Raw genomic sequence first — 21,525 nt, 5'->3', positions numbered from 1 at the left:
TTGCTCTGCGGGCGACGGCTGCCATTGCGCGCCGTCTCCCAACGCGCATCGGCGACGCGCGTGCCGCGCCCTTCGCCCGCCTTCCGGCCCGTCGGGCCGATGCGGCCACCATACACCCCCGCGCCCTCGAGCGCGGCCCTCGTTTCCGAACGATCATCCGAACGGTGCCGTTTTCTCGATTGCTGCAACTCGGGTAACAATAAGGAAACGAAGCACGTGCAGAACGCCCGGCGAACGGCGGCGCGCCCCGACGGGCGACGAGAGCCCGTCACAGATTCTCGCAGTACCTCTTTTTGCCTGCGCGGTACGCGACGCTGAATCCAACGTAGATGACCGCGATGCTGGCCAAGCCAACGATGAAAAACGCGTTCCATCCGACGTTCTGATACAGAAGCGCCAAGCCCGACGCCGCGAACGCGCCCACCAGGTTCATGGGCATCAGGATGACCGAGTAGATCCTGTCGTACTCCCTGCTGCCGAACAGAAGCCTCGTCACATAAGGGAGCAGCGTGGTCACGAACGGATACACCAGCCCGTAGAACAAGCCGCCTCCGAACAGCACCGGCAAAACGACCGCCTCGCCGCCCGCCCAGATTCCCGCAAGGCCCAAAAACCCTCCGAGGCACCCAACGACGAGAGCCAGCTGCACGGAACGGGACTCGAGCATGCCGATGAGCACCTTGCCACCCGCCATGCCCACCATGACGAACGCCTCGAGCGTCCCCGACATGACCATGAGGCTGCCGATGCTCTCCATGGTCTCGCGATCGACGGCCACGAAGCCCTGGTAGAACGTCGTGAAATGCTGCGGGAATATGCCCCCTATGTTGGCCATGCACCCCGCAAAGACGAGCGCATAGAAATACCAGCAGCGAAACGCCTGCTTGGCAGGGATGCCCGGCAAGGCGCGGGCCTCCGCCCGCTCCGATTCCGCACGGAACTTGGAAAGCAACTCCCCGTAGGCCCTCAGACCGCACTCCTCGGGCCGGGACCTGATGGCGAACAGCGTGAACGGCACGCTCAAGACGAACGCGACGATGCCCAGCACGAGATACACCTCCCGCCAGCCCGACAAATCGCTTCCGAGCAGAAACTGACCCGCGAGGTTGAGGACGGCCCCGCCCGCCCCCGTCATGGCGTAGGAAAGGCCGATCACCAGCCCGAGCCTCTTTTTGAACCAGCGGTTCAAAAGGCCTGCGACCATGAGCCACAGAAGGACGACCTCGCCGAACCCTATAAGGATGCCGGAGACGTACCACTGCCATAACTCGACGTAAAACGACATGGCGGCGTATCCGCAGCTCGTGCACAACGCGGCGACGGTGCAGACGATCCTCATGTCGAAACGCTGCATGAGCCGGCCCGCGATGGGAGAGAACACGACCTCCGACAAGTACACGATCGTCATGTAGAAGGAGACGTCGAACACCTCGACCCCCAGATACTGCGACACGGGCCGATAGCACAGCCCCGGCGTGCTGAACGCGACCGCCGCGCAGCCGAACGTGCAGAACACGCACGTCGCCAGCACGCCCCAATGCCGCGCCGTCATCCCCTGCGTTTGCGCGCTTTCCATGTCGGACCCCCGATCACTCCCCGCCCGTCTGCGCCGGGCGCTCCGAAAACGGGTATCAGTATCCGACAGGTCTTTTCCTTCGTCACCGGATAGATATCGCGAATTGATGCAATATGGATGATTCATAGGAATCATTTATGAATGAATGACCGAATAGAAACAAAAACATGCATCAAATGGGCTATATTGTTTCATTAATTCGCAAACAGGCGCAACCGAAGAGTGCGCCTGCGCCGCGCTCACAGCGCGCGACGACGAGAAAGGAGCCCGCCTTGCCGAACCGAGACACCGAACCCCATTTCGACGCCCTCTCCCTCTTGGCGGGCGTCGACGCGACCGCGTCCCAGCCGTCCGAAGCCGTCGGATCCGACGGAACGCGCATCGTGTTCTACGAACGGGAGAACGAAACGGACGACGGGGCGGCAGGCGAAAAGGCGCGCATGACGTTCACCGGCTGCTTCACCATTGACGGCTTCATGATTCAAAACGCGCAGGGCGTCCCGGTCGACGCGGGCTTCGGCGCCGAGTTCGACGCCGCAGGGGGCCCGAGCAGCGCCTGGGTGTGGTTCTGCCGACCGGTGAACGAGGCGGTGAAGGACAAGTTCGAGGGGTTCTTCAAGGGCACCTTCGACGACGGCGGGATGCGGATGGAGATCGACCCGCACACGTTCCTCGACTTCGCCGACTCGGCGTCGTGGACGGCCTTCGAATGCGAGGACGAAGGGGACGACGGCCCAGCCCTCGTCCCCTAACCGCCGCCAGCCCTCCTACTCGCCGGAAGCGCCCTGCTCGTACTTCTTCATGATGAGCGGGGCCGCGATGTAGACCATGATCTGATCCGTTCCCTCTGCGATCTGAAAGCCCCGGCAGTCCTGCCAGATGGATGACACGCGCTCTTCGCGGGTGTAGCCGCGTCCGCCGAGGATCTGCATGGCGTCGCTGGCGACCTCGGTCGCGGCGTTCGGGACGAAGCGCTTCATCAAAGCGGCGCTCAAACGATCCTGCCTGCCCTGCTCTTGGCTCCATGCGCACTTGTACACGAAGCCGCGCATGGCGTCGAGCTTCACCTCCATGTCGGTGAGCATCTGCTCTATCTGCTGGAAATTCGCTATCTGGGTTCCGAACGCCGTCCTCGCGCGCGCGTAGGCCACCGCATCCTCCATAGCTGCCTGGGCAAGCCCGAGCGCGGTCGCGCACGAGAACAGCCTTCCTATCTCGAACAGATGGAACAGCTGGGGAAACCCTCCGTGCCTGCCATGCAAACGATACCTCTCGTCAAGTTCCACGTTCTCGAACACGCAGGTGGAGAACGGCAAGATGGACTGCCCGATCTTCTGGACGGGATACACCGTGATCCCCTCGAGGTCGCGTGGGACCAGCCAGAAGGACAGCGCTGGGTACCTGCCCGGCTCCTCGTCGCGGTCGATGGCCCCCACCAAGAGGTACGGAGCGTACTCGCCGTTGTTGACGAACGTCTTCACGCCGTCGAGCACGATGCGTCCGTCCACCGTGCGCGCCGAGGTGCGCATGCCCATGGTGTCCGAGCCTCCCTCGGGCTCCGATATGGCGAGCGCGAACGCGAGCCTCCCTTCCTCCTGATAGCTCGCGCGCACGAACTCGAACTGGTCCGACCCGGCGAACTCCTCCATGATCTGAAGGTTGAGGAAGTCGTTGGAAAACGGCAGGACGGCCCCTGCGCATCGCGCGAGCTCTTCGAGCACGAGCGTTTGGGCGAAGATGTCGTAATCGACGTGATTGCGTCGGTGGACCACGCCGTATTCGCCGAAATCCAATTCGACGAACTCTTTGACCACCTCGTCGGGAACGCCCGAGTCGCGCTGCCACTGCCGCACGTCAGACCAGCCAAGGCGGCGCTGCCCAAAGGCGCGCACCTCGGACACCACGCGCCGCTGCTCGTCGGTCAAATCGAAGTCCATCCGTCTCCCTCCTCGAATCGCGAGGTGCCCCGGCATGCGCCCAAGCTCCCTCGATGAGAATCCCACACGAACGCGAGGACTGTGCCATCCGGTCAATTATCGTTCATTGTGGCACGTTCCCTGGGGTTTTCATGGCGAACGACGCGGGAAAACTACGGAAACCCTATCATCATGCATCGACATCGCAAGCCGACGGAGAAGGGTCGGCGAAACCGCCGCCCCTCTGTCCCGACCCGACGAAAGAGAGGCCGCCATGACCGAGCTCTCCCCGAAGCTGATCGAAGGGCTTATGCGCAACGTCCCTCCGTTGCCCGACCTCGAAGGGCGCATCGAGGTGCGCGCATCCGATCCCGGAAGCGTGCGCTACACGATCGACGTTCCCGAATCCCTTTCCAATTACCGAGGAACCGTCCACGGCGGCACCATATCGCTTTTGCTCGAGATCGCCGCGGGGATGGCGACGTACGCGCACGGGGTGGGAAACGTGGCGCTCGCCAATGCGACGAATTTCATCCGAGCCGTCGGCGTCCAGCGCCTGAACGTGTCGGCCAGCACTTCGCACAAGGGACGCAGCACGGCAGTGGTGCACTGCTCCATCGAAACCGAGGAGGGAAAGCTGGTGGCCGAGGCAACCTACACCATGTTCCTCTTCGGGCCGCTCGACCAGCAAGGCTAGCGCACGCCGGGATTGCGGCCCAGATACGGCTCAGGGGGCGGCTCGTTCGGATCGACCGCCCCCACGTAGAACAGCGTGCAGCTCGCCTTCACGCAGAGGCGGCCGGTCGAATCGAGCACCCTTGCGTCCACCAGCGCGGTGGTGCGCCCATCGTGCAGCACGCGCGCCTCGATAACCAGCTCGTCGCCCAGAAGAGCGCCCCGCGTGAAATCGAGCGAGACATGCTGCGTGACGTTGTGCTTGCCCATGGAGTAGCCGGCCATGCAGGCGGTCACGTCGACAAGGAACATGAGGAACCCGCCGTGCGCGCGGCGAAACAGGTTCGCCGCATCCTGGGGCACCTTCACGCTGTTGCGGACGTAGCCGCGACGCAGCAGATCGTTGCGCAGGGCCTTGAACCCGCCGAGGTCGCTCAGATGGTTGAGGCACCCTTCCCGCAGATACGGGGGAAGGGTGCCCTCCTCGATGCGGATGTCCTCCGAATCGTCTTCCATGACGGTCAGCCGTACCGGTACTCCACGCCCATGGTGGGCCGGGGGTTCTCCCACTTCTTGACAATGGTGCCCTCGCAGGCGATGCGGCAGGTGCCGCACTCGAGGCAGCCGGCGTAGTCGAAGGACTTCTTGCCGTCCTCGTCGATCTTGTAGAGCGCCGCCGGGCACACGCGCACGAGCTTGAGGAACTCCTCGTCGTCGGGATCCTCCACCAGCTCGATGTGGGCGCTCTCCTCGTCCACCTCGTACTTGTCGAGCGCCAGGAACTCGTCGACGTTGACCGTGATCTCCCTCACCTTGCTCACAGCGACCTCACCGCCTTCCTCACCTCTCCGGCCAGCCTGAGCAGGCCGCGCTTCTTCACGATGGGCATCATGCGCTTCATGAGCGGCCTCTGCGGCTCGCCGTCCACGCTGAACATGGCGTTGAAGACCTCCCTCGCCATGACCGGGTAGTCGGTGAACATGCTCGACCAGCCCTCCATGGTGTGCGGCCACTTGCGGAACGTCGCGAGGTCCTTGATGACGAAGGAGTCCTCCATGGCCTGCTTGTAGGAGGCGAGGCCCGCCGCGCTCGTGTCGCCCGCGTCGAGCGCCTTGACCGCGGCCTGGCCGGCCATCTGGCCCGACGCCACCGCGAAGTCCATGCCGCGCACCTGGTAGCCCATGTTCATGCACAGCCCCGCCGACTCGCCCGCCACGAGGCAGCCGTCGAAGACGTACCGCGGCACCATGTCGTAGCCGCCCTCGGGCACCATGTGGCCCGAGTGCTCCACGAGCTTCGCTCCCTTGATGACGGGGGCCACGGCCGGATGGTTCTTGAAGTCCTCGAGCATCTGGTAGACCGGGACCTCGTTGGCGCCGTCGGCGGCCGTCGAGATGGTGGCCACGAGGCCGAGCGAGACGGAGTCCTTGTTGGTGTAGAGGAAGCCGCCGCCCACGTTGCCGTGCGTGCAGTCGCCGACGAACAGCATCGCGGCGCCCTCGCCCTCGGGGAGCAGGAACCTGTCCTCGATGACGCCGGAGGGCAGCTCGAGGACCTGCTTGACGCCGACCGCCATCTGGGAGGGCTTGGGGCGCGGGTTGCCCAGGCACCTCTCGGCGAGCACCGTGTTGCAGCCCTCGGCCAGGACGACCACCTGGGCGGTGATCTCGTCCTCGCCGGCGCGCACGCCGCAGACCTTGCCGCCCTCGTCCTTCAGCAGCTCCTCCACCGCGATGCCGCAGATGTACTCCGCTCCCGCCTCCTCCGCCTTCTCGGCCAGCCACTGGTCGAAGGGCGCGCGCAGGACGGAGTAGGAGTCCCTCCCCTCCTCGGCGAGCTCGGGGGAGGTGAAGTCGACGGCAAGCTGGGAGGCCGGGTCCATGAACGCCATGCGCTCGTGGGTGATCCTGCGCTCGAGCGGGGCCTCCCGCTCGAAGTCCGGGAACACCTTCTTGAGCGAGTGCGAGTAGATGCGCCCGCCCGTTATGTTCTTGGCCCCGGCGAAGACGCCGCGCTCGACGACGAGCACGCTCTTGCCGGCCGACGCCGCCGTGTAGGCCGCCACGGCACCGGCGCAGCCGCTGCCCACGACGATGATGTCGAAATCGGTCTCGGACACCTTGGGTCCTTTCTCGTCTGATTCGTCTCGGTTGGAAACCTTGGAAAGCCGGAAAACGGGCTTCGCCCTCGCTCGGCGAAAAAGCAAGGGCGGAGCCTTCCCGCAAGCGCCCCGGAACCGGGGCGCTTGGGCGCTACAGAGCCGCGGTCAGCGCCGGCAGAACCTCTTTGACGTCGCCGACGATGCCGAAGTCGCACTGCTTGAACACCGGGGCGTTCTTGTCCTTGTTCACGGCGACGACGCAGCCGGAGCGGTTCGCGCCCACCATATGCTGCATCTGGCCCGAGATGCCGGCGGCCACGTAGACCTTCGGCGTCACGGTCAGGCCGGACACGCCCACGTACAGCTCGGTGGGCAGCCAGTTCACGCCCTCGGTGAGCGGGCGCGAGCAGGCGATGGCCCCGCCGAGCTTCTCGGCCAGCGCGCGGGCGAGGTCGAGGTCGGCCTCCTCGGCGAAGCCGCGCCCGGCGGCCACCACGACGTCGGACTTGGTCGGATCCGCAGCAGTGCGCTCTCGAGGCTCCACGGCCGTCGCCTTGGCGGCGCGCTCCGGCGCAACCCAGGCGACGTCGACGGCCTCCCCTGCGCCGGAAGCTTGCGCGGCATCGCACACGCCCGCCGCCACGAGGTACACGGCAGTGCCGGCCGCGGGTTTCTGCACGCGCTCGGCCACGCCTCCGAAGTACGTGCCGCGCGCGCCGTCCTGCGTCAGGGCGACCGTCGCGGTCGCAGCCGCGGTGCCCATCTTCGCGGCCAAGCGGCCGGCGATGACCTTGCCGCGGCGGGTCGCCTCGACCAGGACCGCGTCGGACTGCTCGGCGAAGGGAACGAGCGCCAGGTACGCGTCGTCGACGAGCGCGCCTTCGGGCACCGCGACGTTCAGAACCGTGTCGGCGGCGTTGTCGACAACCCCGCCGAAGCAGACCAGCGACACCTCGTCGGCGCCCAGCCCCCGCGCGCCGCCGGCCAGCTCGCGGGCGACGTCGGCATGCTCAGCTATAACCAATGCCTTCATGTTCAGCACCTTCCTTCCCTACAGAGCGGCCTTGATGGCGGCGGCCAACTTCTCGATGGCCCCGTCGTTGGCTGCGTCGACGATCTCCTGCTTGCGCGCGGCCTGCTCGGGAGCCAAGCACTCCACCGTTTCGAGCGCCCGCTCGCACGGGCCGTCCGCAGCGGACACCTCCATCGGCTTCTTGCCGGCGGCGAGGATGTCCTTCATGCCCGGGATGCGCGGCTCGGCCGCATCGGGCGTCACGGACACGACGGCGGGAAGCTCCACCTCCACCGTCTCCGTGCAGTCCTCGAGGGCGCGCACGATAACGGTCGTCGCGCCGTTCACCTCCACCTGGGCGGCGGCGGTCACCACCGGCCAGCCCAGCTTCTCGGCCAGCTGCACGTCCACCTGCTGCGCGTAGTCGTCGGCCGAGCCGTCGCCGCACAGCACGAGGTCGACGTCGCCCGCCTTGGACAGGGCGCCTGCCAACGCCGACGCCGTCGCAGCGGCGTCCAGACCGGCCAGCGCGTCGTCCGCGAGCATGACCAGGCGATCCATGCCGCGGGCCAAAACGTCTTTCTTCAGCTTGGAGTTGTCGATGTCCGAGCCGCCCACGGTCACGGCGACCGTCTCGCCGCCAGAGGCGGCGGCTGCGCGGGCGCCCGCCTCGATGGCGTTCTTGTCGTACTCCGAGATGGTCAGCTTCGCCTTCGAGAAGTCCAGCGTGCGGTCGGACGCGACCTGCACGTCCTGGGAGTCGGGAACGGCCTTGAAGGCCACGGCGATTCTCATGGGTTCCTTCCTTTCCTCAGCGTCCTTTGAAAACGTCGGCAGGGCAAAGCGCCGAAGCGCTACTCCGCGTACTTCTTGGCGACCTGGCGTCCGGCGATATAGGCCATGATCTCATGCGTGCCGCCGCCGAACATGTTGCCGCGCATATCGGCCCACAGACGGCCGACGCGCACCTCGGTGGTGTAGCCGAGGCCCGCGTAGATCTGCAGAGCGCTGTCGGCCACCTCGAAGCAGGAGGAGCAGCCGTACCTCTTCAGCATCGCCGACTCCAATTGCACGGATTGGCCCTCGTCCATCATCCACAGCGTCTTGTACAGCATGTTGCGCGTGTTCTGCACCTTGATCTCCATGTCGGCCAGAAGCTCCTGGATCATCTCCAGACGCGCGATGGGCTTCCCGAAGGCGATGCGCTGGTTTGCGTACTTGGCGGCGTCCTCGAGGGCGGCCTGCGCGAGGCCCACCTGCTCGGCCACGATGTAGGCGCGCTCGACCTCGAAGTTCTTCATGAGCATCATGAAGCCTTCGCCCGGCTTGCCCATGCGCTGGTCCTCGGTCAGAACCACGTCGTCCAGGTACACCTCGCAAAACGGGATGCACTGCTGGCCGATCTTGTGCAGAGGCGCCGTCGAGACGCCCGGAGTGTCCATCTTCACGAGCCACAGGCTCATGCTGCCGTTGTCATGGGAGGGGTCCTCGTCCTTCGCGATGACGATCGTGTAGGGCAGCACGGCGCCCATCGTCACCCAGGTCTTCTGACCGGACAGCTTGTAAGTTCCGTCGGCCTGCTTCTTGGCGACCGTCGTCATGGAGCGGTTGTCGGAGCCCGCCCCCGGCTCGGAGATGGAGAGCGAGGCGATGGGCCAGCCCGTCTCCATGTAGTGCTCCATGGCCTCTTGCTTCTGGGCCTCCGTGCCGAACTCCATGATGTCGAACATGGACAGCGAGTTCTGGTACAGGATGTGCATGCAGCCCGCGCGACGGTACAGCTCCTCGATCATGAGGCCGATGGTCACGCGGTCGGCCGGGATCCCGCCGTACTCCTCCGGGATGCCCATGAGGCCGAACCCGGCGTCGCGGTACGCCTCGGCGATCTCGTCGGGCATGCTGTGCGTCTCGTACATCTGCTTCACAATGTCTTCCGTGAAGTAGCGGTCGCAGAACTCCCGGACGCTCTCCAGAAGCAGCTCCTGCTCGTCGGTCAAAGCGAAGTCCATGTCTCCTCCTCATTCTCGCACCGTTGAACATATGCTGAAAGCCTCGTCGACCAAAAGGCTTCGCAGGCCCCACGGTCGCCATTGACAGCATAGGCACTTGTTTAAAGAGATTTAATGGTCAATTTTCAAATTTTGAGCAAATATTGAACGGGAAAACATACCTATAAGCATTCCTTCGGAATGTCTGACAAAATAATAAGCTCCACTTATATATAGTTCTTTAACTGGCTATCTTTAGAAATACACCCATGACGATTTCAAAAATCCCCGCTTTGGGAGATACCAACAATATGAGACTTATGTTTCAAATTTTATAGACCCCGCAATGAACCGAGCAGATCGACTCCAGCCCGCCGAACGACGCAGAGCCTCGCACCCTTCTCAGTGTTTACTTAATTTTTCAATTTTGTATAAAAATTGTTTCTACAATTTTAAAAAACTATCCGTATAAGACCAAAACGGTCATCAAATTTGCACAGATCAGAAGATATGAATACTAAATCGATAGCTTCCACTTATGAATTCCATTAAAACCGAAAGGCTCATTCTATTAGACCGTGTATCGCGTCTCATCGCACAATACGCTTGCAAGCACGGCCCGGCCAAGCGCAGAGAGAGCCGCTGTTTGGCCAGGTCGAGGGAACGCTTAGGTAACCTGAAGGAGGATTACATGAGCACTTTGTCCACTGAGCAGTTCGATGCGTATCTCAAGCAGATCCGCGAGTTGGCCGAAGGCCCGCTCGAGGAGATGCAGCCGGAGATCGAGGTGACCAACACCTTCCCGGAGAAGTTCTACGAGATCGCCAAGGAGAACGACCTCTACCGCTTCGCGCTGCCCGCAGAGTACGGCGGATGGGACCTCTCCGAGCTCGACATCCTGCGCGTGCAGGAGGAGTTCTCTCGCGGCCCCGGCGGCATGCGCATGCACCTGCACTACGCGGCCGACCTGAACTGGCGCATCCTCGACGACTACGGTTCGGATGAGCTCAAGGCCGAGTACATGAACAAGTTCCAGGACAAGAGCGTGTTCACCTGCTTCGCCCTGACCGAACAGACCGGCGGCACCGGCGCCGACATCCACACCATCGCGGAGAAAGACGAGAACGGCGACTACATCCTCAACGGCGAGAAGTGGCTGATCTCCCACACCGACTGCTGCGAGTTCGCCTACGTCATCGCCGTGACCGATCCCGAGAAGAAGGGCGACGAGCGCCTGTCCGCCTTCTTCGTGCCGGTCGATACCCCCGGCTACGAGGTCACGCCCATGCCCCACATGATGGGCTGCCGCGGCGCAGCGCACACGGGCCTCAAGTTCACCAACATGAAGCTTGACAAGAAGTACTTGCTCGGCGAAGAGGGCCAGGGCATGGAGATCGCCATCCACTCGCTCTCCGTCTCCCGCGCCCACATCGCCGCCTCGAACCTCGGCATGTGCCAGCGCATGCTCGAGATCAGCCTCGCCCGTGCCAACGATCGCGTCACCTTCGGCAAGCCCATCGCCTCCCGCCAGATGATCAAGCGCGAGATCGCCGAGATGCAGACCTACACGCACGCCCTGCGCTGCATGGTCTACGACTTCGGCCGCGAGTACGACGCCGACCCCAACGGCAAGTACATCGAGGAGAAGGCGGCCATGTGCAAGCTGTTCTCCATCTACAGCACGCGCATCGTCTCCGACGGCATGCTCGAGATCTTCGGCGGCGACGGCTACTTCGAGGACTGCCCCTACGGCCCGGTCGAGCGTCTGTACCGCGACGCCCGCGCCATGTGGCTCGAAGAGGGCGCTCCGAACGTGCAGCGCATCACCATTGCCCGCAACTGCCAGAAGTTCGGCGGCAAGGTTGAGTACCAGCTGTAAAGCACCGCGTCGCCTCGCATGAGGCGGATCGACCGAGAACGAACCCACGAACGAGGAAGGAGGGCCGTCGCGCACAAGCAGGGCCCTCCTTTTTCTCTCTCGAACGATCTACACGCACATACCAGGGCTCGGCCCGCGCCGAGCCGAAGAAGGAGGAACCGTAACGATGTTGCCTTTGCAGGGAATCAAGGTCGTCGACCTGACCACCTTCCTCGCCACACCCGCCACCGGCCGCGTGCTGGGCGAGTGGGGCGCCGACGTCATCAAAGTCGAAGCGTTTCGCGGCGACGCGGGCCGAGTGAACCAGGCGGTCGTGTTCGGCATGCCTTCGAGCGACGAGGAGAACCTCGGCTTCGACATGGCCAACATGCACAAGCGCTTCGTCGCGCTCAACCTCAAGAGCGAGAAGGGCCTCGAGGTCATGATGAAGCTGCTGTCGCAGGCCGATATCTTCATCACCAACACGCGCACCAAGTCCTTGGCGAAAATGGGGCTCGACTGGGAAAGCTTGCACGCTAAGTTCCCGCGCCTCATCATGGGCCATGGCCTGGGATACGGCAAGAAGGGACCCGAGAAAGACGCGGCCGGCTTCGACGTGACCTGCTACATGGGTCGCGGCGGCGTGTTCGGCACGACCGTCAACCGAGGCGACTCCCCCATGATCCCCACGAACGGATACGGCGACTTCCAATGCTCGATGTTTTTGGCCGCCGGCCTTCTGGCCGCGGTGCTCGGGCGCGAGAAGACGGGCGAGGGCGACTACGTGACTTGCGCCCTCCAGCATGCCGGCATATACACCCTGTCCACCGGCATGGTGTCGGCCCAGTACGGCAACCCCTACCCGAAGAGCCGCCTCGAGGTGAACAACCCCCTCAACAACGTCTTCCGGTCGAAAGACGACAAGTGGGTGGTGCTGTGCCTGCCCGAGTACGACCGCGACTGGCCGCGCGTCATGAAGCTCATCGGCCGAGAGGAGCTTGCCGAGCATCCCGACTACTCGGTCTGCCAGACCGTCAACGACAAGGGCCTCGCCCCCGAGGTCGTCAAGATCCTCGACGACGGCTTCGCCCAGTTCACGCGCGAAGAGCTCATGAAGATGTTCAAGGAGAACGACTTCCCCTGCGAGCCCGCGCAAACGCCGCTCGACGTGTACGAGGATCAAAACGCGCTCGTGAACGGCTACATCAAGCAAGTCCCCTACCCCGACGGCGGACGTTGGTGCCCCACCATCCCGGTTCAGTTCGAACTCGAGGAGACTAAGGAGCTGCATCCCACCGGAAAGCTGGGCTCCGCGACGGCCGACGTCATGAGAGAGCTCGGCTATACCGATGCCGACATCGAGGCGGCCTTGAGCGAAGGGGCCGTCCAGGGCCCGACCGATCTGGCGGTCCTGCAGGGCAAGGCGTAAGGGTCCTTTTCGCCGCAAGGCGGGGCGGCGCGGTCCGCCCCGCCCCTCTTCGACGATCTCACGGGCGCTTTTCGCCAGCCCTTCGAGATCGCTTCAAATTCGCAAAAAGGGGATGAGCACGTGATCGAGAACCTATCCATCGACGAGCGCGCCAAAAAACGCTATTACGACCTGGGATACTGGTCGAATCGCACCTTGTGCGACGTATGGAACAAGCAAGCGAGCACGTTCCGTGACCGCGTGTACGTGGAAGACGACCTCGGAGGAGCGCTCACTTACGGACAGGTGGACGAGCAGGCGCGCAGACTGGCTTCCTGGTTCGAGGAGGTGGGCGTGAGAAACGGCGACGTGGTGTCGTTCCAGATCCCCAAATGGATCGAGTTCTGCATCGTCTACGTCGCCTGCCTCAAAGCGGGCGCCGTCATGCATCCGATAGCGATGAGATGCAACGGCCGCGATCTCGACTACCTCATCAACCAGGTAGGGGCGAAGGTCTACCTCTGCCCCACGTTCCACCACAAAACCGATTACGAGCAGCAGTACCTCGACGTCGCCGAAAAGCTTCCCACCCTCGAGGCGACGATGCTCATCGACAGGGAGAGGCCCGCCCGAACAGACCTTCCGATTCTCGGCGACGTCCTGAAAACGCATGCGCCCGCAGAGCGCCCGTCCCCGGCAACCTCGGACGAGGTGGCGTGCATCCTGTCCACCTCGGGCACGACCGGACGCCCGAAGGCGGCTTTGTGCACGCACAACACCATCCTCTTCTCGGAGCGCTCCTTCTCCTCCGCCGTCGGCCTCACGCAAGACGACGCGGTGTGGATGCCCTCCCCGCTCAACCATGCGACGGGGCTGTTCCACGGCCTCATCACCCCGATGCTGACGGGCGGCAGAGCGGTGCTGCAGACGAAGTTCGATGCGAAAGAGGCCGTGCGCCTCATCAACGAGAAGCGCTGCACCTGGTCGTGCGGGGCCACCCCGTTCATGCACGACGTGCTGCGCCGCCTCGACGAGTCGAACGAGAGCGTGCCCACCCTGCGCTTCTACCTGTGCGGAGGAGCGCCCGTCCCGCCTGCGATGGTGGAGCACGCGGCGCGCCACGGCATCCTTCTCTGCGAGCTGTACGGCTCCACGGAAAGCTGCCCCCACGTCCACGTCCCCCTCGACAAATGCCTGGAATGGAACGGGCGCTTCTCGGGCATCCCGTACGAGGGGATCGAAGTGCGCGTGGTCGACGAGCAGCGCCGCGAGGTTCCGCGCGGAGTCCAGGGCGAGGAGGCGAGCCGCGGACCGCACCAGTTCGTCGGCTACCTCAACGCTCCCGAGGAAACGGCGCGCGCCCTCGACGACGAAGGCTGGTTCTACAGCGGGGACCTGTGCTGCATGGACGAACAGGGCAGGATCCGCATCAACGGTCGCAAGAAAGAGCTCATCATCCGCGGAGGCGAGAACATCTCCATGCGCGAGGTGGACGATGTCGTGCTCGGCTGCCCCGGCATCGCCGACTACGCGACCGTCGGCGTTCCCGACGAGCGCCTCGGCGAGCGCATCTGCCTTTTCTACGTCGAAGACCCTCGGTGGGAAAAGCCCTTCTCGCTCGACGATGTGAAAGGGCATCTTCGGAAAAAGGGGGTGGCGAAACGCCTGTGGCCCGAGCGCCTCGAGCGCATCGAGGCGATTCCCCGCACCGCCACCGGGAAGGTCAAGCGATACGCGCTCTCCGAAGAGCTCGAACGCCGCCTCAGCGAACGGCCCTCGGCCTCGCCCTGCAAACCCGACGGAGGCGATGCAGACGGGGCGAAGCGGAAGAGCAGATGAGAGACCCTCGGATTGGAGCATGACGATGAGCGACGCGCAGAAGTACAGCATCACCCGCACTCGCGCCACATGGAAGCCGCGCGTGGACGCACGCGATCTCCCCTTCTTCACTGACGAGGACGGCAACGTCCTCGTAGGGGTGTCGGGCGATCAGCAGGCATCCTACACCGGATCGGGGCGCACGCTCGTGGGGATGCCCCCGTACCTGAGCCTTTTGGAAGATCCCGCCCCGTCGGGCCTTGCCCGTCCGAGGCTTCTGACTCGCGACCAGCTACCCGAAGGAGTGAGCGTCGACTACCGCATAGACGGAGGCTTCAACAACAACTGCGTGCTGGCGTCGTGGTCCGTTCCCAAGGAAAGCAGATACGAAGTGGCGTGGATGTGCCTCAAGACGTTCACCGGCATGCAGCTGAAATACGTCATGCCGAAAAAGCACCCTCCCCTCGTGTTCGCCCTCGGAGACGAGGACGCCTTCGCCTACTGCGACAAAAAGCCTTGCGACGAGTGCGCGTTTCGCTGCAAGAACGGCTTCGTCCTCTATGCGGGCGTGCGCGGCCTCGGCATCGTCGCCGTCCCGCTCGACCGCATAAGCTCTCTCAATCTAAAGAAATAGCGCCGTTTTCGCGCGTCGCAAAAGCGGCACGCACCCCGTCGCAAGCCCCGGCACCAAAAGCGAAGGAGGGGCTACTCCTCGCCGCAACGGGGGATCGTCCCTTTCGGAGGGATGAACCCCGCTGCGAACTCGATGAAGCTCTCCAATACCCAAGCGCGGAACTCGTCTTTCTTGTACATCATGTACACGTGATGGAAGTCGTGGGGAACCTCGCGCTCCGTGATGGGGATGTTCGTCAGATTCCTGAACGACTTCAAGCCGATAGTGTACGTGACCAGCGCGCACACTTCCGGACGTGTCGCACGGGAGACCATGCCGCCCAGCGTGATCTCGTCGTCGAACTCCCGACGGACGGGCACGTCGTACCGGTCGCACACCCGTGCCACCTCGTTGCCGATCGGCGTTCCCGTCCGATACGTGTACACGCACAAGCCGCGCAGATCTTCGAGGGAGATCTCTTTGCGCGACGCGAGGGGGCTCCTGGCGTTCACGCTCACCACCAGCTGGTGAGACACCACCGGCTCGCACCCGAACTCTGCCGCATCGGCATCCTTCGCCGCGAACACGACGTCGTACACGTCGTCTTTCAGCCCCTTGATCAGATCGCGCGAGAACCCCTGGGACACGCTGAACTGGACGCCGTCGCCGAACTGCGCCTCGTACGCCCCGATCAGCGCCGGAAGGTAATCGCCGGTGATGGTGTACAGCCCCCCGATCGACAGGCGACCCGACAGGCGGCCCGTGTACTCCTTCATCACCGAAACGCCCTTGTCGAGCTCGCGCAAAGCAGCGTCCACATACGACGCGAACTCCGATCCGTACCTCGTCAGACGGACGTTCCTCCCTTCACGGCGAAACAACGGCACCCCCAGCTCCTTCTGCAGCGAATGGATCGCGTCGGAAAGCGCGGGCTGGGTGATGAACAGCTCCTTCGCGGCGTTGGTGTAATGCTGCAACTCGGCGAGTTTGCGGAAGTAGTAGAGCTGTGAGAGATTCATTGCCCCCCCCCCCCGACGCTGCGCGCCTCGGGTGGTGATCGGAACGGTCTGACAGGGTTTCGCCCCCGTCCGAAGGCTTGCATTATTATACCCCATCCCGGGCCCAGCTCTCGTCGTACTGAGCCGATTCCGCGCATCCGCCACCCTTCCCGAACGCCGCCGGCTGCAGGATCCCCCATACCCGACACGCAGAGCGCATCATAGTTTTCAGAAATGGAAACCCCTGGTATCCACCTGTATTGCAAATTGGATTTTTACCAGGTCGGAATGCATACTGGTAACAGAGAGAGGGGGCTTTAGGACAGGTCCTCTCGCCACAGGATAAGGAGGTTGCACATGAATCCGAACGCCAAGATCACCGACGAGCAGTTTGAGGCGTACCTCAAGCAGGTTCGCGAGCTGGCCGAGGGTCCGTTCGAAGAGATCCAGAAGGAAGTGGAGGTGACCAACACCTTCCCCGAGGAGTTCTACGAGCTCGCCAAGAAGAACGACCTCTACCGCTTCTACCTCCCCTCTGAGTACGGCGGATGGGACCTCAACGAACTCGAGATCCTGCGCGTGCAGGAGGAGTTCTCCCGCGGCCCCGGCGGCATGCGCATGCACCTGCACCATGCAGCCGACATGAACTGGCGCATCCTCGATGACTACGGCAAGCCCGAGCTCAAGGCCAAGTACATGGACAAGTTCCAGGACAAGACGGTCTACTGCAACTTCGCCATCACCGAGCAGACCGGCGGCACCGGCGCCGACCTGCACACCACCGCCCTCAAGGACGCCGACGGCAACTACATCCTCAACGGCGAGAAGTGGCTGATCTCCCACACCGACTGCTCCGACTTCACCTACGTCATCGCCGTCACCGACCCCGACAGCGACAAGGACAGCCGCCTCTCCGCGTTCTTCGTGCCCAACGACGCCCCCGGATTCGAGATCGTGCCCATGCCCCACATGATGGGCTGCAAAGGCGCCGGCCATGCGGGCCTGAAGTTCACCAACGTCAAGCTCGACCCCATCTACCTGCTCGGCGAGGAAGGCCAGGGCATGGAGGTGGCCATCCACTCGCTCTCCGTCTCCCGCGTGCACATCGCCATGTCGAACCTCGGCATGGCCCAGCGCATGCTCGAGATCTCCCTCAAGCGCGCCAACGACCGCAAGACGTTCGGCAAGCCCATCGCCTCGCGCCAGATGATCAAGCAGAAGATCGCCGAGATGCAGAAGATGATCCACGTGCTGCGCTGCGCCATCTACGACTTCGCGCGCGACTTCGACAAGGATCCGCACAACGACTACGTCACCGAGAAGGCCGCCATCTGCAAGCTCTTCTCCATCGACACGGTCAAGCTCGTCTCCGACGAGATGCTTGAGATCTTCGGCGGCGACGGCTACTTCGAGGATTCCCCGTACGGCCCCACCGAGCGCCTCTATCGCGACTGCCGCGCCATGTGGCTCGAAGAGGGCGCACCCTGCGTGCAGCGCATCACCATCGCCCGCGAGACGCAGAACCACGGTGGAAGGATCGAGTACACCTTCTAGGGCCCGGACTTTCGCCCTCTCCTTCAGATGTGCCCGGCGTTCCCTCTGCTTGCACCTTTGGCGACTGCTCGGGATGAAGACGCGCCCCGTGCTCCTCTTCGGAGGGCACGGGGCTTTCGCTCGCAACGCCCCGTTCTCCCGAAAAGCCGGGCCCCATACGCTATACTGCGGTTGTCGACCGTCGAGGAGGACGTATGAACCTTCCCCAACTCTACTACTTCCGCAAGCTCGCCGAGCTGCAGCATTACACCAACGCCGCGAAGGAGCTGTTCATCACCCAGCCAACGCTGTCAAACTCCATCGCCTCGTTGGAAAGGGAGCTGGGAATACCCCTGTTCGAACGCGAAGGGCGCCATGTGCGACTCACGCGCTACGGCAAGGAGTTCTACGAGCACGCGCTCGAAGCGATCAACGCCCTCGAACGCGGCATCGCCCTCGCGAAGGAGCACGCGGGCTCGCCCACGGGGAACGTGGACGTGGGCACCATCTACACCATCCAAGGCGATTACCTCCCCGCGCTCATCAGCGCCTACCGGGCCCAATACGGACAGGGTGCGTCCGTGAACGTGTGCCAAGGGCTCTCGCTTCCGTTGATTGAGGACCTCGAAAGCGACCGATACGAGGTCGTTTTCTGCGCCCAGGTCGAAAACAAGCCCGACCTCACCTTCGTTCCCGTCCTCGCCCAAAGGCTCGTGGCGGTCGTGCATCGCTACCACAAGCTGGCTTGGCGGCCCCAGCTCAGCCTCTCCGATCTGCGAGACGCCTCCCCCATCATCACGTATCCGGAGACGACGCCTATCGGCAAAGAGGTGTCCGAGCTTTTGCGCACGCACGGGGTGACCCCCTCGATGCCCGTCTGCAACGACGAGATCACGCTGGCCAGCATGGTGGACAGCACGGAGGGCGCCGTGGGGGTCGCGCTCGACACGCTTGGCCTCAGGCCGTTTCGCGAGCTTATCACGAAGCGGTTCGTGGAAGTCGAGGACGACTTCCACAAGGTGTGCCTCGCATACAAGACCGGGGCCTACAAGACGCGGGCGACCGAGAACTTCATCGAGTTCGCTCGTCGGTTCGAGTGGCCGTGCTCGTGAAGGAAAGGGCAAAGCCGCGCGATCCCGCCCTCGGCTCCGACGCCGTGGAATTCGACGCATGAAAAAAGGGCGGCCCCGCATCGCAGGGCCGCCCTTTTTTCCGAAGCGTTCGCCTCTCCCTTACTCCGTCCACTCCTTCTGGACGGACTTCGCGTTGGCGAAGCTGTACATGCCGAGCAGGAGCACGACGACCAGCAGCACGAGCGCCACCGTGAACACCGCAGGATACCCGAACGATCCTCCGATGAACGCCCAGATGGTCGATCCGAGGCCGCCGAGCAGGTTCACGAACAGGCTGATGCGGGAATAGATGTCGGTGTATTCGCGCGTGCCGAATATCTGACGCACCACGATGGGGACGAGCACCACGCACGAGGCGAAGAAGAAGCCGTACACCGCGGAGCCCGCGTACAGCATGATCTCGCTGCCCGTCCCGAACCACACGAGCAGCACGCCGATCACGCCGGTCGCGAACGCGGCGAAGAACGAGATCTTGGGGCTCTTGTCAGCCGACACGCCCAAGGCCAGCTTGCAGACGGCCTGGGCCACCATCATGACCGTGGACATCATGACGCCCACGGCGAGCGCGTCGAACGTCACGTCGGTCAGCGACTTCGTGTAGCTGGGGAACTGCTGGGCCACGATGGTCAAAAGGTTGATGATGCCCGCGAACAGGAACACCGCGTAGAACACCGGCGACTTCATGGCCTTCGAGGCGGAGATGCCCACCGCCTTGCCGCCCGTCGCCACAGAGGGCCTCCCGTACGGCAAGACGCCCGCCTCCTGCGGCGTCTTACGGATGCAGAAGATGGTGAACGGCAGCGAGGTGACGAGGGCGATCAGGCCCCACACCATGTAGATGCTCCACACGTCCATGCCGTTGCCGCTCGCGTACAGGGCGTTGAACACCTGCAGCCACAGCGCGCCGCCGATGCCGGTGAACGCCATGCACAAGCCCTGGATGGTTCCTGCCTTCTGGTTGAACCAGCTGTTGCACAGCGCCGGAACGGCCAGCCACAGCAGGCCGACCTCGGCAAGGCCCATCATCGCACCGGCGATGTAGAACACCCACATGCTTTTAAAAACCGAGATGAGCAGAAAGCCGCCGCCGACGAGGATCGCCGAAGCCGATAGGACGACGCGAATGTCGTACTTGGCGAACAGTCGCCCGATGAACGGTGCAGACAGCGCCTCCACGAAGTACAGGACCGTGACGTAAAACGCCCATGTCGCCGTCTCGACGCCAAGCACCTCGGGGACAACCGCCTGAAACGCGCTCCATGTGGAGAACACGAGGGCAGAGCATCCGAGGGTGATCATGATGCCGGTAAGGATGACGAGCACGTGCTTTACGCCCATCTTGTCAGTGTAGGTTGCTTCTCCCAACTCTCTTCCTCCTTCGATACGTATTCCCTGCGGGAATATGCGCGCTTTCGCCTCCAGAGCGCCAGATTCTCTATAGGCGAAAGCGCTATCTTGAGTAGTGCAAAACAACCAAGAACGAACCCACTGCATATAATCCTCTAAGTCTTTTGGTTTTTTTATGGTCAAAATCATGTATTTGATGGCATTACAATAGGGACTTTCTATAATTGCGAGAAAAAAGGGGCCGAAGCGGAAATGATCGGGCGAGCTGTCGGGAAGAGCATTCGCCATCCGCTGGAAGGGGAACACCGTGAGCTCTCTGAACACGATGCAACTTATCGGGGAAACGTTCATCGCCTTGACCGAATCGACGCCTCCCGAGAAGATCTCCATCTCCGACATCGTCTCGGCGTCGGGCAAGAACCGCAAGACGTTCTACTATCATTTCGCAGACAAGAACGCCCTTGTCGCATGGATCTTCCGCCGAGATCTCGGCACTGTTCTGACCAACCGATTCGAAGAATCTCTTCTAGTGTACGAACCGGAAAGGAGCAAAGACGGAGCCTCGTCCTACCCGTTTTACCTGTTCGCCAAACGAGGCGTGCGCTCTCTTGACCACGCGGCCTTCTTCGAGGCGTTCGCAGATTGCATAGAATCCCGCAGAAGGTTCTATGCCAAAGTGCTTCGCGACACGACCCCCGACGGGCTGCGCGAGTACCTGCACCGGCTCTACGTGCCGGCGCTGCGAGACGACGTGCGCTTCATCCTGAGCAACCGCTACCTCAAAGAGGAGAACGTGACGTTTCTCTCGGAATTCTACACAGGGGCGTTTCTGTCCTATTTCTTTCGCCGCACCCTCGAGCTTCCGTCGAGGCCCTTGCGCGCCGACATCGGCCCGTTTGCGAACATCGTCCACACCTCCCTCGAGAACGTGATCAAAGAGCAGCAGCTCAGCCGCATTCTCTGAGCATCGCAAAGCCGAGCGATTATCGCCCCTCCCCCGAAAGCCTCCGATCCGCAATCGACCGCAAACACAAAGTCGCCGCAGCTTTTGAGAAAGGAAACCCCACGAGAAGGGATCACGCATATCGCCCGGTGAAAAAGGGTATGGGACGTAGACTTGGCGAAAGACCTTGATGGTGCGGTTTCGATGGTGTTCGTAAGCCTCGTGATTTTTGCAGTTGATTCTTGCCGATTCCCTATTGACTCAGTTCTGATTTTTGGAAGCGGGAATCAATGACCATCGTGTGCGCCGTTCGGTACACAGCAGTTCCTAGCCCCGATGCCTTGCCGATGATAACGCTTGCGAAAGCTCATCCAGCCTAGTTTCTCCAGCTTGGCGTTGCCGAGCTCCCGCGAGAGCGTCCAACCGTCTGCGATCCCCCAATAAGACTTGCGTGAGCGGAAATCAAGTCGCCTTCGGCGTCGTGCAGCTCTTTACGCGATGATGTCTCGGAGATTCCAACGGCGCTTGGTGCGCCTCATGAGCTCTTCGATCAAAACGTCGGCGAACCCTAACAAGCGAGTTTCTCGCTCTGCTCCCTAAGCCCAC

The 21,525-nt window shown here is 62.9% G+C and carries 19 protein-coding genes; 9 read left to right on the top strand and 10 right to left on the bottom strand.

The genetic code is table 11. The annotated features are described in order from the left end of the window. Window positions 1-268 precede the first annotated feature (268 nt). Window positions 269-1,576 (bottom strand): MFS transporter, encoded by a 1,308-nt coding sequence (locus tag C2L80_RS00835; protein ID WP_157941001.1) that lies wholly within the window; start codon window positions 1,574-1,576, stop codon window positions 269-271. Window positions 1,577-1,848: 272 nt separating this feature from the next. Here C2L80_RS00835 and C2L80_RS00830 point away from each other — a divergent pair, with 272 nt between their 5' ends. Continuing rightward, window positions 1,849-2,328: a hypothetical protein gene (locus C2L80_RS00830; protein WP_092197461.1), complete on the top strand. Its 480-nt coding sequence runs from the start codon at window positions 1,849-1,851 to the stop codon at window positions 2,326-2,328. Window positions 2,329-2,343: 15 nt separating this feature from the next. Here C2L80_RS00830 and C2L80_RS00825 read toward each other — a convergent pair whose 3' ends face one another. Further along, a complete protein-coding gene (locus C2L80_RS00825) occupies window positions 2,344-3,513 on the bottom strand; it encodes an acyl-CoA dehydrogenase family protein (protein ID WP_103262428.1) in 1,170 nt (389 codons plus the stop codon). A gap of 253 nt (window positions 3,514-3,766) precedes the next feature. On the opposite strand from C2L80_RS00825, the gene C2L80_RS00820 reads away from it, so the two are divergent. Continuing rightward, the gene (locus C2L80_RS00820) at window positions 3,767-4,189 is read left to right on the top strand and encodes a PaaI family thioesterase (RefSeq protein ID WP_092197465.1); all 423 of its coding nucleotides are present in this window, start codon (window positions 3,767-3,769) and stop codon (window positions 4,187-4,189) included. Here the strand turns inward: C2L80_RS00820 and C2L80_RS00815 are convergent. The 6 genes from C2L80_RS00815 to C2L80_RS00790 form a co-directional block, all read right to left on the bottom strand. Beyond that, window positions 4,186-4,683 (bottom strand): PaaI family thioesterase, encoded by a 498-nt coding sequence (locus C2L80_RS00815; protein WP_103262427.1) that lies wholly within the window; start codon window positions 4,681-4,683, stop codon window positions 4,186-4,188. The two genes, C2L80_RS00820 and C2L80_RS00815, sit on opposite strands and share 4 nt — an antisense overlap. Window positions 4,684-4,688: 5 nt before the next feature. Beyond that, window positions 4,689-4,988, bottom strand: coding sequence for a ferredoxin family protein (locus C2L80_RS00810; RefSeq protein ID WP_103262426.1), 300 nt, complete (start codon window positions 4,986-4,988; stop codon window positions 4,689-4,691). Continuing rightward, window positions 4,985-6,286 (bottom strand): FAD-dependent oxidoreductase, encoded by a 1,302-nt coding sequence (locus C2L80_RS00805; protein ID WP_103262425.1) that lies wholly within the window; start codon window positions 6,284-6,286, stop codon window positions 4,985-4,987. The genes C2L80_RS00810 and C2L80_RS00805 overlap by 4 nt, the downstream gene beginning before the upstream one ends. Before the next feature lie 133 nt (window positions 6,287-6,419). Further along, entirely contained in the window at window positions 6,420-7,301 is an 882-nt protein-coding gene (locus tag C2L80_RS00800; protein WP_103262424.1) for an electron transfer flavoprotein subunit alpha/FixB family protein, read from the bottom strand. Between the two features lie 18 nt (window positions 7,302-7,319). Beyond that, window positions 7,320-8,075: an adenine nucleotide alpha hydrolase family protein gene (locus C2L80_RS00795; protein WP_103262423.1), complete on the bottom strand. Its 756-nt coding sequence runs from the start codon at window positions 8,073-8,075 to the stop codon at window positions 7,320-7,322. A gap of 59 nt (window positions 8,076-8,134) precedes the next feature. Then, complete coding sequence (locus C2L80_RS00790) at window positions 8,135-9,289, bottom strand: acyl-CoA dehydrogenase family protein (protein WP_103262422.1); 1,155 nt, start codon at window positions 9,287-9,289, stop codon at window positions 8,135-8,137. A gap of 670 nt (window positions 9,290-9,959) precedes the next feature. Here C2L80_RS00790 and C2L80_RS00785 point away from each other — a divergent pair. From C2L80_RS00785 to C2L80_RS00770, 4 genes are all read left to right on the top strand, one after another. Beyond that, the gene (locus tag C2L80_RS00785; RefSeq protein WP_103262421.1) at window positions 9,960-11,147 is read left to right on the top strand and encodes an acyl-CoA dehydrogenase family protein; all 1,188 of its coding nucleotides are present in this window, start codon (window positions 9,960-9,962) and stop codon (window positions 11,145-11,147) included. 166 nt (window positions 11,148-11,313) lie between these two features. Further along, window positions 11,314-12,555 carry a CaiB/BaiF CoA transferase family protein gene (locus C2L80_RS00780; protein WP_103262420.1) on the top strand — a complete coding sequence of 414 codons (1,242 nt, stop codon included), beginning with the start codon at window positions 11,314-11,316 and terminating at the stop codon, window positions 12,553-12,555. A gap of 120 nt (window positions 12,556-12,675) precedes the next feature. Then, window positions 12,676-14,373, top strand: coding sequence for a medium-chain fatty-acid--CoA ligase (gene fadK, locus C2L80_RS00775; protein WP_103262419.1), 1,698 nt, complete (start codon window positions 12,676-12,678; stop codon window positions 14,371-14,373). Between the two features lie 19 nt (window positions 14,374-14,392). Next, window positions 14,393-14,986, top strand: a complete 594-nt coding sequence (locus tag C2L80_RS00770; RefSeq protein ID WP_239938619.1) for a hypothetical protein — start codon at window positions 14,393-14,395, stop codon at window positions 14,984-14,986. Window positions 14,987-15,057: 71 nt separating this feature from the next. Here C2L80_RS00770 and C2L80_RS00765 read toward each other — a convergent pair whose 3' ends face one another. After that, complete coding sequence (locus tag C2L80_RS00765) at window positions 15,058-15,984, bottom strand: LysR family transcriptional regulator (protein ID WP_103262418.1); 927 nt, start codon at window positions 15,982-15,984, stop codon at window positions 15,058-15,060. Between the two features lie 336 nt (window positions 15,985-16,320). Between C2L80_RS00765 and C2L80_RS00760 the strand changes: the two genes are divergently transcribed. Together C2L80_RS00760 and C2L80_RS00755 are read left to right on the top strand one after the other, a co-directional pair. Then, on the top strand, window positions 16,321-17,517 hold the full coding sequence (locus C2L80_RS00760) for an acyl-CoA dehydrogenase family protein (protein WP_103262417.1): 1,197 nt from the start codon (window positions 16,321-16,323) through the stop codon (window positions 17,515-17,517). 194 nt (window positions 17,518-17,711) lie between these two features. Beyond that, a complete protein-coding gene (locus C2L80_RS00755; protein WP_103262416.1) occupies window positions 17,712-18,608 on the top strand; it encodes a LysR family transcriptional regulator in 897 nt (298 codons plus the stop codon). A gap of 120 nt (window positions 18,609-18,728) precedes the next feature. Here the strand turns inward: C2L80_RS00755 and C2L80_RS00750 are convergent, their stop codons facing one another. After that, complete coding sequence (locus tag C2L80_RS00750; RefSeq protein WP_103262415.1) at window positions 18,729-19,994, bottom strand: MFS transporter; 1,266 nt, start codon at window positions 19,992-19,994, stop codon at window positions 18,729-18,731. A 289-nt stretch (window positions 19,995-20,283) separates the two neighbouring features. Between C2L80_RS00750 and C2L80_RS00745 the strand changes: the two genes are divergently transcribed. Then, entirely contained in the window at window positions 20,284-20,940 is a 657-nt protein-coding gene (locus tag C2L80_RS00745) for a TetR family transcriptional regulator (protein WP_103262414.1), read from the top strand. Window positions 20,941-21,525 lie beyond the last annotated feature (585 nt).

The organism is Rubneribacter badeniensis, from assembly GCF_002899695.1.
Classification (GTDB): Bacteria; Actinomycetota; Coriobacteriia; order Coriobacteriales; family Eggerthellaceae; genus Rubneribacter; species Rubneribacter badeniensis.
This window is presented reverse-complemented; position numbering and strand designations above follow the sequence as displayed.

Bases quoted from the DNA above. Each gene is read 5' to 3' on its own strand.
- C2L80_RS00780 (WP_103262420.1), top strand. From the start codon at position 11,314: ATGTTGCCTTTGCAGGGAATCAAGGTCGTCGACCTGACCACCTTCCTC.
- C2L80_RS00795 (WP_103262423.1), bottom strand. From the start codon at position 8,075: ATGAGAATCGCCGTGGCCTTCAAGGCCGTTCCCGACTCCCAGGACGTG.
- C2L80_RS00770 (WP_239938619.1), top strand. From the start codon at position 14,393: ATGACGATGAGCGACGCGCAGAAGTACAGCATCACCCGCACTCGCGCC.
- C2L80_RS00825 (WP_103262428.1), bottom strand. From the start codon at position 3,513: ATGGACTTCGATTTGACCGACGAGCAGCGGCGCGTGGTGTCCGAGGTG.
- C2L80_RS00835 (WP_157941001.1), bottom strand. From the start codon at position 1,576: ATGGAAAGCGCGCAAACGCAGGGGATGACGGCGCGGCATTGGGGCGTG.
- C2L80_RS00755 (WP_103262416.1), top strand. From the start codon at position 17,712: ATGAACCTTCCCCAACTCTACTACTTCCGCAAGCTCGCCGAGCTGCAG.
- C2L80_RS00765 (WP_103262418.1), bottom strand. From the start codon at position 15,984: ATGAATCTCTCACAGCTCTACTACTTCCGCAAACTCGCCGAGTTGCAG.
- C2L80_RS00820 (WP_092197465.1), top strand. From the start codon at position 3,767: ATGACCGAGCTCTCCCCGAAGCTGATCGAAGGGCTTATGCGCAACGTC.
- C2L80_RS00815 (WP_103262427.1), bottom strand. From the start codon at position 4,683: ATGGAAGACGATTCGGAGGACATCCGCATCGAGGAGGGCACCCTTCCC.
- C2L80_RS00785 (WP_103262421.1), top strand. From the start codon at position 9,960: ATGAGCACTTTGTCCACTGAGCAGTTCGATGCGTATCTCAAGCAGATC.
- C2L80_RS00790 (WP_103262422.1), bottom strand. From the start codon at position 9,289: ATGGACTTCGCTTTGACCGACGAGCAGGAGCTGCTTCTGGAGAGCGTC.
- C2L80_RS00800 (WP_103262424.1), bottom strand. From the start codon at position 7,301: ATGAAGGCATTGGTTATAGCTGAGCATGCCGACGTCGCCCGCGAGCTG.
- C2L80_RS00760 (WP_103262417.1), top strand. From the start codon at position 16,321: ATGAATCCGAACGCCAAGATCACCGACGAGCAGTTTGAGGCGTACCTC.